This window comes from Mycobacterium sp. KBS0706, from assembly GCF_005938675.2.
GTDB lineage: Bacteria > Pseudomonadota > Alphaproteobacteria > DSM-16000 > Inquilinaceae > Inquilinus.
This window is the reverse complement of the sequence record NZ_VCCH02000002.1, coordinates 86,430-98,167: the sequence shown is the minus strand read 5'-3', so window position 1 is coordinate 98,167 and position 11,738 is coordinate 86,430. Positions and strand designations below refer to the sequence as shown.

The following is an 11,738-nucleotide window of genomic DNA, read 5'->3' as shown; positions in this document are numbered from 1 at the left end:
AGGGAAGCGTAGTCGGCGGCTTGTCGCGTTGTCGACTATGCCTATGGTTAGGTCCGGCCCGCCGGCACCACCAGGAACGGGAGCACCAGGGATGGACGAGATTGAGGTTCGGGAGGCGCTCGATCGCCACTGGGTCGCCTCGGATGCCAATGATTTCGATGCCGAGCACGCCATCTACCGCGAGGATGCCGTGCTCGAATACCCGCAATCGGGCGAGCGCATCCGGGGCCGGCACGCCATCCAGGCCTCCCGCGCCGCGCAGCCGAACGCGAAGCGCTTCACGGTGCGCCGCATCGTCGGCGCCGGCGACCTGTGGGTCACGGAATTCACTCTCGCCTATGACGGCCGGCCGTCCTTTTCGGTGAGCGTCATGGAGTTCGTGGAGGGCAAGGTGGCCCGCGAGACCCAGTACTTCGCCGACCCGTTCGAGCCCGGCCCGTCGCGTGCGCAGTGGGTTGAGAAAATCGGGTGACGTGGCCGTCCCGGGGCCGGCGCATCCTTCATCGACGCTCGACGGGGTTCGTTGTAAGCATTCCGACCGCTTGAGTCTGGAGGAGACGCAGCATGGACCGATTCACCGGCGGTTGCCTGTGCGGCAACGTCCGGATCGTGGCGTCGGGACTCCCCTATCGGGTCGGCCTTTGTCACTGTCTCGACTGCCGCAAGCATCACGGGGCCCTGTTTCACGCCTCCGCGATCTTCCCTCAGGATGCCGTGACGATCGACGGCGAAACCCGCGACTACGCCGGGCGGTTTTTCTGTCCCCGCTGCGGCTCTTCCGTCTTCGGACGCACGGCCGACGAGATCGAGGTGAACCTGGGATCCCTGGACGCCCCCGACCAGCTGATGCCGACCTATGAAAGCTGGATCATCCGGCGCGAATCCTGGTTGCCGCCGTTCCCGCTCAAGCGCCGATACGACCGCGACCGCGACGCCACGGGCCGCTTCGAGGAATAGGCCGCGCGAACGGTTCGAGGGCGCAAGGGACCGCTCAAGGTGGATGGATAGCGGCGGCGTCCTGGTCGGCCGAGCATCCTCCCGTCGGCCCAAAAGCACAGCCGGGCCGATGCCGCTCACCCGTAAACATAATGTTCATTGCGCGAGTCCGCGCGACTCGTTCATGATATGTTCCATGAAGGAGATACCACCCGATTTCGACGTTCAGGCCTATGGCCGCGGCTGCACCCTGCAGCAATGCGAGATGCTCTCGCGGCTGGCCGAGATCGGCATGCAACTTGCCGAGGCCGCCGGCGCTCGCGCCCTCGCCGCACAGGCCCCGGAGACTCGAGCTTCGGCTCAGGCTGAAGCCCAGCCCGCTGAGCCTCAGCCTGCGGCCGCGCCGGCTGCGGATTCCGGCCTCGCCTTCGCCCGCTACGCCCATCTGGTGCGCCAGACCCTGGCCCAGCGCGCCCGCGCCGTGAAGGATCTCTGCGCCCGCGACGGCGGCCGCGAAGCCCGCCGCGCCCGGCACCGGGAGGAGGTCGAGGACGTCATCATCCGCCTGATCGGGGCCGACGGTAACACCGACCGCGACCGCTTTGCCGATATCAGGATGCAGCTCGACGCGGCGTTGGTCGAGCTCTATGGCGACAAGGATGACCCGGTCGAGGACCGCACGGTCCCGTCGGTCGTGGCCGGCCTCGTCTGCGGCCTCGGCCTCGCCCGGCACTGGCGCCGCCGGCAGCCGCGCTACGCGAACGGCCGCCCGGGCCTGCCGGCCGGCAGCCCGGCCGAGATCCGGGCCGAGCGCGCCCGCCGCCGGGCCGCGGTCGTCGCCATGACCGAACAGTTCATCGCCGAGGTCGGCGATCCCGCCCGGATCGCCGACCTCAAGGCCGGGCTGGCCGTCCGGCTGCAGGAGCGCGACATCGACGCGCTGCTCGACACCGCGAGCACCGAGAAGGCCACGGTCCGCCTCTGCCGCTCCCTGGGCATCGACCTCCACTCCGACATCTGTTTCGAGAACGGCCCCGAGGTTACACCGGACAGCAGTTGAGCCCCGCCGGTCAGCCCGCCGCCACGGTCTGCGATACCGACAGCTCGCGGCCGGCAAGATCGGTGGTGCGGATGCGGTAGAAGCCGCGGTCGGCGGCGTGGAGATAGGCGCTGGACAGCAGCCGGACGGGGTTGACCGCCTCGAACGGCCCCGTCTCGGCCGCGCTCCACAGCACGTCGAACAGGCGCACGCCCTCTCCGGCCGGCGGATCCCAGAACAGCAACTGGTTGGGGCCGTTCAGGCCGCGGTCACGCTGCACCCGGATGTTGGTGGCCGGCGCCGCTTCGCGCCCGGCGTCGTCCCGCGCCAGCACCACCAGCGCCACCGAGGGCAGCAGCAGCTCGAGGTCCAGCCTCAGGCGGCCATCGGCGCCGATCTCGACCTCGCGCACGGTCAGCGCCGGCTCCTGCGCCTGGCGCATCGCCGCGAGCTGCGCTGCGTTCGGCGTGCTCAGCGCCGCCAGCTGGTCCGCATGCGTCTGGGTGGCAGCGGCCTGGGCTTCCCAGACCGAGAACGGGTCGCCCTTGTCCTGGGCGATCTCGAAGATCCCCAGCGCATAGCGGCCGGGGGCGAGGCCCGCCACCTCCAGCGCCACCGGGCTGACGCCCGACCGCCAGAGCCGGTCGACGCTGTTGTACAGCAGCACCGTGCCGCCGTCGGCCGTCGGCGTGGCCATGACGCCGAGCCCGGTGCGGTCGGGGTCCAGCGCGCCCGGCGCATCGACCCGGCGGTCGCCGAGCAGGGCCAGCAGCTCCATCACCGTCAGCCCCGGCTTCTTGACGTAGTCGAAGGGCTCCGGATTGGCGCGCCGATCCGCCAGCGCCGCGAGGTCGGTGACCCAGTCGCGCTGCGCCGCGTCGAACTGGCGGGCGCCGAAGAACGCCAGGTGGGTGCGTTGGCCCCAGCGGCCGAGGAAGCCGTTGTCGTTGCTGAGGATGTCGTAGTCGACGCCCTCGGCCTCCACCAGCAGCCGCTGGTGCTGGTCGATCACCTTGGCAATCAGCCCGGCGAAATACGGCATCGCGTGCCAGCTGTGATAGTGCTCCCAGCCGATCTGCGGGTCGCATTCGTCGTTGATGAAGGGCAGGACGGCGAAGCGCGGATGGTGCTCGCGGATGTAGCTCACTGCCTCCATCTCGTGGCGGCAGATGCCGACCGTGTTCGGGGTCAGGTCCTCCGGATGCTTCACCGCCCCCTTCTCATGTACCGAGATGAAGTCGAGCCGCACCCCGGTCTCGCCGGTGAAATAGTTGGTGCCGGCGTCGCAATGGGCCAGGAAGCTGCGGAAGATCGGCGGCACCCGCCGCGCCACGCCCGGCCCGCCCAGGCGCAGCGCCGGGTCGACCGCCTTCAGCCCTTCCGAGCAGGCGTCGTAGTAGTTGTTGAAGCCGGTCTCGCCACCCAGCTTCCACCAGATGTCCGGCTCGTTCCAGGTCTCGAAGTACCAGCTGCGGACCTCCTCGGCGCCGTAGCGCTCGACGCAGCGCCGGGCCAGGGCCTCGACCAGGTCGCGCCAGTGCCGCACCTGCGTGTCCTGGTTAAGGTCGGTGTAGAGCTTGCCGGGGTTGCCCATCAGCTCGAAGAACGGCTTCAGCCGGTGGCTTACGATCGCGTCCAGCGCCTGGTCCAGCAGGGTCCAGTCATAGGCGCCCAGCCGGTCCGCCTTCACCAGGTCGAGCATGTAGTGGACCCGCAGATACTCGATGCCGCGGTTCGGCACGGCGCCGAGATGGGCCAGCGCCTGCTGCATCTCCGGCTCCAGCAGCAGCTCCGCCGGCGAGAAGCCGGTGCTGCGCCAGAAGCGCTTCCACGGGCGGGCGGGGCCGGCGAGGTCGACCCGGATCGGGGTGGCGGTCACGACGGGTGTTTCTCCCTAGACGGAGGCGAGCAGGCCGCCATCGACATAGATGATCTGGCCGTTGACGAAGTCGGACGCGGCGGAGGCCAGGAACACGGCGGCGCCGCCCAGCTCGTCCGGCTGGCCCCAGCGGGCCGCGGGGGTGCGGCGCTTGACGAAGGCGTCGAACTCCGGGTCGTCCATCAGCGCGCGGTTCAGCTCGGTGGCGAAATAGCCGGGGCCGATGCCGTTGACCTGGATGTTGTGCCGCGCGAACTCGACCGCGAGGTTGCGGGTCAGCATCCTGAGAGCCCCCTTGGCCGAGGCGTAGGGGGCGATGGTCGGCCGGCCCAGCTCGCTCATCAGCGAGCAGATGTTGATGATCTTGCCGGCCTGGCGCTCGACCATGCCGGGCAGCACCGCCTTGGCGGCGACGACGCTGCCGATCAGGTGCACGTCGAGGATCATCCGCCAGTCCTCGATCGCGAAGTCCAGGAACGGCTTGCGCAGCTGCACGCCTGCGTTGTTGACCAGGATGTCGATCGCGCCGACCGTCTGCACCGCCTGGCCGATGGCGGCGGCCGCGGCCTCGGCGTCGGTCAGGTCGAAGCGGGCCGGATGGGCATCGATGCCCTCATCGCGCAGCTTGACGACCGCCTGGTTCAAAGGCCCGTCGTCGCGGCCGTTCAGGATCACCGTGGCGCCGTGGCGGCCGAGCGCGGCGGCGACCGAGAAGCCAAGGCCGCGCGAGGAGCCGGTGACAAGGGCGCGCTTGCCGGTCAGGTCGAACAGGGTCATCGGAACTTCTCCCGCATCGCCTGGATGCCGGGGATCCGGTCCATCAGATGGGCGTGCGCGGGATCGAAATACTGCACCAGGCCGCGCTGCGTCTTCCCCGCCATGACGGTGAAGATGTAGGCGCGGTGGCCCGGCGAGGTCACGGTCGGGTGGTAGCCGCGGTCGACCGTGAAGGTGTCGCCGTCGCGGGTCAGGAAGGCCTGCGGCTCGCCGCTGTCCTGGTAGATCAGCTGGGCGCCGAAGCCGGAGGGCGGGTCGTAGCGGAAATGGTACAGCTCGTCATGCGCGGTCTCCCGCGGGCCGCCATGGCCGGGCACGTCGGTATCGTGCTTGTGCGGCGGATAGCCGTTCCAGCAGCCGTCATCGGCGTAGAGCTCGCTGACCAGCAGGCGCCCCGCCCGCCCCTGCCCGTTCTGGCCGAGGATGTGGAAGATCCGGCGCCGGCTGTGGGTCTCCGGCGACCCGACCTCGACCATCACCACCTCCTCCGGCGGGATACGGAAGGCGGCGTGGCGCTCGGTGCTCAGCGCGCCGCCGATCGCGACCTCGGCCGGCCCCTGCCCCGCCGTGATGCGGATGGCGCTGCCGACCGGGGCATAGACCGAATCCGCCGGGCCGGACCAGATGTCGGCGCGCCGGCCGACCGCGGCGAAGGCCTCGCCGTCGACCGTGATGTCGACCGTGCCGGACAGCACGGCGAGGATCGCCTCATGCTCCGGCAGCCGGGTCTCGAAGCTCTCGCCCGGCCCGAGCCTGACCAGGTTGAAATGCACGCTGGCCATGCGGGCGTCGTGGTGCAGGATCGGCCGGTTGCCGTTGTCGTGGCGGCGGATGATGTCAGGCATGGGCACGCTGCGGGTTCGGGTCGGAGAGGACGCCGCGGAGGTCGAGCTCCTCGGCGTAGTGGCAGGCGGCTGCATGGCCGCCGAGATCCTTGAGCGGCGGCGCCGTGGTGCGGCACAGGTCGGTGGCGAAGCGGCAGCGCGGATGGAAGGCGCAGCCGGAGGGGCGGTTGGCGGGGTCCGCCACCTCGCCCTTCAGCTGGATGCGCCGGCGCTGCCGCTGGCGCCGCGGGTCCGGCACCGGCAGGGCCGACAGCAGCGCCTCGGTGTAGGGGTGGCGCGGCCGGGCGTAGAGCGCGTCGATCGGCGCGCTCTCGACGATCTGGCCGACATACATCACCACCACGCGGTCGCAGATGTACTGGATGACGCTGAGGTCGTGGCTGACGAAAAGATAGGTCAGCCCGAACTCCTCCTGCAGGTCTTTCAGCAGGTTCAGGGTCTGGGCCCGGACGCTGACATCGAGCGCCGACACCGCCTCGTCCAGGATCACCAGCCGCGGCCGCGTGGCCAGCGCCCGGGCGATGCCGATACGCTGGCGCTCGCCGCCGGAGAAGGCGTGCGGGTAGCGATGGGCGTATTCCGGCCTAAGGCCGACCCGCTCCATCAGCCCGGCGACGATGCCGGGGATCTCGCGGCCGGTGGCGAGGCCGTTGACGCGCAGCACCTCGCCCACCAGCTCGACCACGGTCATGCGCGGGTCCAGCGAAGCCTGCGGGTCCTGGAACACGAAGCGCAGATCGGTGCAGTAGGGCCGGCGCTGCGCCTCGGTCAGCGCCGCCAGGTCGACCACCCGCCCCTGCGGGTCGCGATAGGCGATGGTGCCGCCGGTCGGCTGGTGGGCGCCGAGGATGCAGCGAGTGACGGTCGACTTGCCGCAGCCGGATTCGCCGACCAGCCCCAGCGTCTCGCCGCGGCGGATGTCGAAGGACACGCCGTCGACGGCGCGGACCGGGTTGGCCAGGCCGGAGCGGAACAGACGCTTGCGCGGCGCGAAGACCATGCGCAGGTCGCGCAGCTCGACCAGGTTCTCGGGCGCGAGCTCAGGCATGCTGCATGCTCCTCGGCTGCACGGCCGCCGGCTGCTCCACCAGCACGCAACGGGCGCCGCGGCCGGGGCCTAGCGCCGTCTCCGGCGGATCCCGCCGGTCGCACAGACCGGCCACCGCCTGGTCGCAGCGCGGATGGAAGGGGCAGCCCGTGGGGCGGTTGAAGGCCGACGGCACCAGGCCGCGGATCGCCGCCAGCCGGTGCACGCGCTGCCGCGACAGGGTCGGCACCGACCGCAGCAGCGCCCGGGTGTAGGGGTGCTGCGGCTGGTAGAAGATCTCCTCGACCGGCCCGCGCTCGACCACCCGGCCGAGATACATCACCGCCACCTGGTCGGCGACGTCGGCGACCACGCCGAGGTCATGGGTGATGAACAGGATCGACAGGCCATGCTCCGCCTGCAGCTTCTTGAACAGGTCGAGGATGTTGGCCTGGGTGGTCACGTCCAGCGCGGTGGTCGGCTCGTCGGCGATGATCAGCCGCGGGCCGCAGGACAGGGCGAGCGCGATGCAGACGCGCTGGCGCATGCCGCCGGAGAACTCGAAGGGATAGCTGTCCAGCCGCTCGGCCGGCTTCGGGATGCCGACATCGGCCAGGCATTCCAGCGCCCGCTCGCGCGCCGCCTTGCGGCCCAGCCCCATATGCTGGCGGATCACGGCGCCGAGCTGCTGGCCGATGGTGTGCACCGGCGACAGCGCCGCCATCGGCTCCTGCGACACCAGCCCGATCTCCGCCCCGCGGATGGCGCGGATGGCGGGGCCGCGCGGCGGCAGGCCGGCGATGTCGACCACCGGGCCGGCCGCCGTGCGGTAGGCGATGCGGCCGCCGGCGATCTTCATCCGCTCCGGCATCAGGTTCATCAGTGCCCGGCCGGTCATGCTCTTGCCCGAGCCGGATTCGCCGACGATGCACAGCGCCTTGCCCGCTTCCATCTCGAAGCTGACGCCGTCGACCGGGCTGATCAGCCCGTCATCGGTGCCGATCTGCACCCGCAGGTCCTCGACCTGCAGAAGCGGCTCGCCGGCGCGGCGCGGCTCAGTTGTAGGGGTCGGCGGCATCGCGGATCCCATCCCCCAGGAAGTTCAGCGCCAGCACGGCGACGACGACGGCGATGCCCGGGATGAACAGCCAGGGCGCGGTGGTGACGGCCAGGAGGTTCTGGGCGTCCTTCAGCAGCACGCCCCAGCTGATCACCGGCGGCTTCAGCCCGATGCCGAGGAAGCTGAGCGCGGTCTCGGCCAGGATCATCGACGGGATCGCAAGCGTCACCGAGGCGATGATGTGGCTGGTGAAGGACGGCACCATGTGCCGCCAGATCACCCGCTGCTGGGAACAGCCGTCCAGCCGCGCGGCCAGCACGAAATCCTCGGTGCGCAGCGACAGGAAGCGGCCACGGACGACGCGCGCCAGCTCGGTCCAGCCCAAGAGCGACAGGATCACCGTGATCCAGAAATAGACCATCAGCGGGTCGATGTTGGTCGGGATCGCGGCGGCGAAGCCCATCCACAGCGGGATGGTCGGGATCGACTTCAGGAAGTCGATGCTCCGCTGCACCACCTCGTCGACCCAGCCGCCGTAATAGCCCGAGATGCCGCCGAACAGGATGCCGAGGAACAGGCTGATCGCCACCCCGACCAGGCCGATCGACATCGACACCCGGGCGCCGTGGATGGTCAGGGACAGCACGTCACGGCCCAGCCGGTCGGCGCCCCACAGGTAGAACGGCGCCTTCGGATCGACCGGGCCGATCAAATGCCGGTCCCAGGGGATCAGGCCGAGCAGATGGTACGGCTCGCCCTTCACGAACAGCCCGACCGGGATCACCGCCTTCGGGTCGCTGACATAGGTGCGCTGCACCGTCAGCGGGTCGACCGTGCTCTTGATGCCGTTGACATAGGCCAGGACGAAATTGCCCTGGGCGTCGCGGCCGCCGAATTTCAGCATCTGCGGCGGCGCGTAGGTGTAGCGCGAGCTGTAGGTCTCCGGCCCGGTGGGTGCGACGAACTCGGCGAAGGCGGCGACGATATAGATCGCGATCACCACCACACCGCTCCACCACGCCAGGCGATGGCGGCGGAAGCGGCGGTAGATCAGCGCCCACTGCCCCTTCTCCGCCGTCGTGGCGCGGCGCGGGGCGGGGATCGCGGCTGGATCGGCGACGGTCATGATTCTCCCCTCAGCCGTGCCGCACGCGCGGGTCGAGCCAGGCCAGCAGCAGGTCGGAGATGAAGCTGCCGAGGATCGTCAACGCGCTGAGCAGCAGGATGAAGGACCCGGCCAGGTACATGTCCTGGGTCAGCAGCGCGCCGAGCAGCAGCGGGCCCGCGGTCGGCAGGCTGAGCACGACGCCGACGATGACGGTGCCCGACACCAGCTCCGGCAGGATCCAGCCGATGGTGGAGACGAAGGGGTTCAGCGCCACCCGCACCGGATAGCGCAGCAGCACAATCCGCTCCGGCAACCCGGCGGCGCGGGCGGTGGTGACATAGGGCTTGTTCAACTCGTCCAGCAGGTTGGCCCGCATGATCCGGACCAGCGAGGCGGTGCCGTGAACGGCCAGGACGAAGACCGGCAGGTACAGATGCGCCGCCAGGTCGGCGACCTTGCCCCAGCTCCATGGCGCGTTGATGTATTCGGCCGAGAAGAAGCCGCCGACATCGGCGCCGAAGCTGCGTGACAGCACGAACATCAGCACCAGGGCCAAGAGGAAGCTGGGGATGGCGAGGCCGAGGAAGCTGAGGAAGGTGACGACGTAGTCGAGCGACGAATAGCGCCGCACCGCGCTGTAGATGCCGATCGGCAGCGACACCGTCCAGGTGACGACCAAAGTGATGAAGGACAAGAGCAGGGTCATGCCCATGCGGTCCCACAGCAGCGAGGCGACCGGCCGGTTCCAGTCGAAGGACTGGCCGAAATCGCCCTCGGTGACGATGTTCGAGATCCAGCGCCAGTACTGCACGTACCAGGGCTGGCCGAGGCCGTATTGCGCCCGCATCGACTCCAGCATCGCCGTGTCGACCGACCCGCCCTGCTCGGAATAGCGGGCGACGTAGCTGGTCAGGAAGTCGCCCGGCGGCAGCTGGATGACGATGAACACGACCACCGAGACCGCGGCCAGGGTCACGGCCATGTAGGTCAGGCGGCGCAACAGGAAGCGAAGCATCGCGGCCTCGGTGTCGTGGCGGCTATTCGTAGAAGTAGGTTTCCGGGTTGGTCGGCCCCGGCGTCATGTAGAAGACCGTGTCCGGCAGCTGCTCCGGCACGTTCTTCATGTTGGTCTTCACCACGCCGACATTGTCCGGCGCCATCATCGTGCCGATCACCCAGAACTGGTCGCGGGTGATGGCCAGCAGCTTCTTCATCACCTCGATCTGGCGGGCCGTGGTCGGCTGGGCCTTGAGCTGCTCGTACAGCTCCTGCTGCTCGCGCGCCGGGCCGGTCGGCTCGACCGCGTTCGGGTCCTTCGGGCTCTGGTACCAGATGCCCCAGGCCGAGGCGAAGGCCGACTGGTTCTCGTAGGGGAAGTACCATTTCGGGTCGAGCAGCCCGAGGAAGTCGTAGCCGCCGCCACCGAGCCAGACCAGGCCCTGCTGGTCGTTGGCCAGTTGCCGGGCGAAGGCGAAGGAGGATTCGATCGCCTTGACCTGCATGTCGATGCCGACATCGCGCCAGTATTTGCGGATCAGCTCCAGCGCGTCGACGTGATACTTGCGCGAGGCCAGGGCATCGATGGCGAAGGAGATGCGCTTGCCGTCAGGGCCGAGGCGGAAGCCGTCGCCGTCCTTCTTGTCGAAGCCGGCGGCGTCGAGCAGCTGGTTGGCCTTGGCCGGGTCGTATTCGGTGTACTGGGTGGCCATGACCTCGTCATACAGCCCGGTGTCCGGCCGCGGCGCCGCCTGGTAAGGCCGCGACAGCCCGGCATAGATCAGCTCGTTCAGCTCGTCGCGGTTGATGGCATAGGACAGGGCGATGCGGAAGTCGCGGTTCTGGAACACCTTCTGCAGGTTCTCGTCCTTCACCGTCTCGTTCAGGCAGATCAGCATCGAGTTGGAATAGGCCGGCCGGGCGCGGAACAGGCGGTAGCCGCCCTGCTCCCGGTGCTGCGCCAGCACCGCCTGGTTTTCGATGCCGTCCAGCCCATAGGACTGCATGTCGAGGTCGCCGTTGATCGCCTTCAGCACCAGCCCCTGGGTGTCGCCGACCACGTCGTAGGTGACGCGGTCGATATAGGGCAGCTGGTTGCCCTCGGGATCGACCTTGTAGAAATACGGATTGCGCTCGGCCACCACCTGGCTGGTGCCGCTGTAACCCACGGTCAGCACCCAGGGGTCGAGCACCGGCCGGCCGACATCGCGCCAGCGGCTGCCGTTCTGATAGACGGTGCGGTTCTGGAACAGCGTCGTCCAGTTCGGCACGCCGGCCGCCTTGACCAGCGCGTCGATGCCGTCCGGGTTGTACTTCTTGTGGAACTTCTCGAGGTAGTGGCGCGGCGACGCCGCCAGGATCTCTGAGCCGAGCTGCGTCGCCATGGCCGGCAGGAACAGGCCGTTCGGCGCGGCGAAGCTGAAGCGGACGGTCTCGGCGTCGACCTTCTCCACCGTCACCGGCTTGCCGCCGGCGCGGAGCCAGCGCGGCACCGACGGCGTCAGCTCCTTGTCCATCAGCACGTCCTGGTACCAGAACATGATGTCGTCGGCGGTGAAGGGCGCGCCGTCCGACCATTTCATCCCCTTCCGCAGATGGAAGGTGAAGACGGTGGCGTCGTCGTTGACGTCGACGGATTCGGCGGCGTCGGGGATCACATCGGTCCAGGCCGGGTTCCAGCGCACCAGGCGGGTGTAGCCGATGGTGCGGTCCATCAGGCTCTCGCCGCCGCCGACCAGCCCCTGCCGCCAGGTGCCGCCGTATTTGCCGACCTTCTCCAGCGGCGTCACCACCAGCGGATGCTCCGGCAGCCGCTGCGCCAGCGGCGGCAGCTTGCCGGCCGTCACCTCGGCGGCCAGGGCCGGCGCCTCTTTATAGTCGGCGGCCGCGGCCGCGGTGGCGAAGAGAAGCATCGGGATCAAAGCCGCGCCCCACAGCGCGCGTGTTTCGGCGCCCATCCTGGAGTCCTCCCTCTGGTTGGTCTTCGACCTTATGTCCGACTCAATATCGTTAACGTTAACGTGCGTCAATACCGCTTGCGCCCTGATGAAGTTCTCCGTATTCCTTTGAC

Annotated in this window: 11 protein-coding genes; 3 read left to right on the top strand and 8 right to left on the bottom strand. The window is 69.2% G+C overall.

What is annotated here, in order from left to right; all coding sequences use genetic code 11:
• Positions 1-91 precede the first annotated feature (91 nt).
• From FFK22_RS01505 to FFK22_RS01495, 3 genes are all read left to right on the top strand, one after another.
• Positions 92-472: a nuclear transport factor 2 family protein gene (locus tag FFK22_RS01505; RefSeq protein ID WP_138886465.1), complete on the top strand. Its 381-nt coding sequence runs from the start codon at positions 92-94 to the stop codon at positions 470-472.
• Between the two features lie 92 nt (positions 473-564).
• Positions 565-957 carry a GFA family protein gene (locus FFK22_RS01500; protein ID WP_138886466.1) on the top strand — a complete coding sequence of 131 codons (393 nt, stop codon included), beginning with the start codon at positions 565-567 and terminating at the stop codon, positions 955-957.
• Positions 958-1,132: 175 nt separating this feature from the next.
• Positions 1,133-1,996 carry a hypothetical protein gene (locus FFK22_RS01495; RefSeq protein ID WP_138886467.1) on the top strand — a complete coding sequence of 288 codons (864 nt, stop codon included), beginning with the start codon at positions 1,133-1,135 and terminating at the stop codon, positions 1,994-1,996.
• 10 nt (positions 1,997-2,006) lie between these two features.
• Here the strand turns inward: FFK22_RS01495 and FFK22_RS01490 are convergent, their stop codons facing one another.
• From FFK22_RS01490 to FFK22_RS01455, 8 genes are read right to left on the bottom strand one after another with little or no spacing between them, the layout of a single operon-like run.
• Positions 2,007-3,854, bottom strand: coding sequence for a glycosyl hydrolase (locus FFK22_RS01490; protein ID WP_138886468.1), 1,848 nt, complete (start codon positions 3,852-3,854; stop codon positions 2,007-2,009).
• Positions 3,855-3,869: 15 nt separating this feature from the next.
• Entirely contained in the window at positions 3,870-4,631 is a 762-nt protein-coding gene (locus tag FFK22_RS01485; protein WP_138886469.1) for an SDR family oxidoreductase, read from the bottom strand.
• Positions 4,628-5,476 carry a 5-deoxy-glucuronate isomerase gene (locus FFK22_RS01480; RefSeq protein ID WP_138886470.1) on the bottom strand — a complete coding sequence of 283 codons (849 nt, stop codon included), beginning with the start codon at positions 5,474-5,476 and terminating at the stop codon, positions 4,628-4,630. Before FFK22_RS01480 ends, FFK22_RS01485 begins: the two co-directional genes overlap by 4 nt.
• A complete protein-coding gene (locus FFK22_RS01475; protein ID WP_138886471.1) occupies positions 5,469-6,524 on the bottom strand; it encodes an ABC transporter ATP-binding protein in 1,056 nt (351 codons plus the stop codon). Before FFK22_RS01475 ends, FFK22_RS01480 begins: the two co-directional genes overlap by 8 nt.
• Entirely contained in the window at positions 6,517-7,581 is a 1,065-nt protein-coding gene (locus tag FFK22_RS01470; RefSeq protein ID WP_221938312.1) for an ABC transporter ATP-binding protein, read from the bottom strand. Before FFK22_RS01470 ends, FFK22_RS01475 begins: the two co-directional genes overlap by 8 nt.
• Positions 7,559-8,689 (bottom strand): ABC transporter permease, encoded by a 1,131-nt coding sequence (locus FFK22_RS01465; protein WP_138886473.1) that lies wholly within the window; start codon positions 8,687-8,689, stop codon positions 7,559-7,561. The genes FFK22_RS01470 and FFK22_RS01465 overlap by 23 nt, the downstream gene beginning before the upstream one ends.
• A gap of 10 nt (positions 8,690-8,699) precedes the next feature.
• Positions 8,700-9,686 carry an ABC transporter permease gene (locus FFK22_RS01460; RefSeq protein ID WP_138886474.1) on the bottom strand — a complete coding sequence of 329 codons (987 nt, stop codon included), beginning with the start codon at positions 9,684-9,686 and terminating at the stop codon, positions 8,700-8,702.
• 22 nt (positions 9,687-9,708) lie between these two features.
• On the bottom strand, positions 9,709-11,625 hold the full coding sequence (locus FFK22_RS01455) for an ABC transporter substrate-binding protein (protein ID WP_138886475.1): 1,917 nt from the start codon (positions 11,623-11,625) through the stop codon (positions 9,709-9,711).
• Positions 11,626-11,738 lie beyond the last annotated feature (113 nt).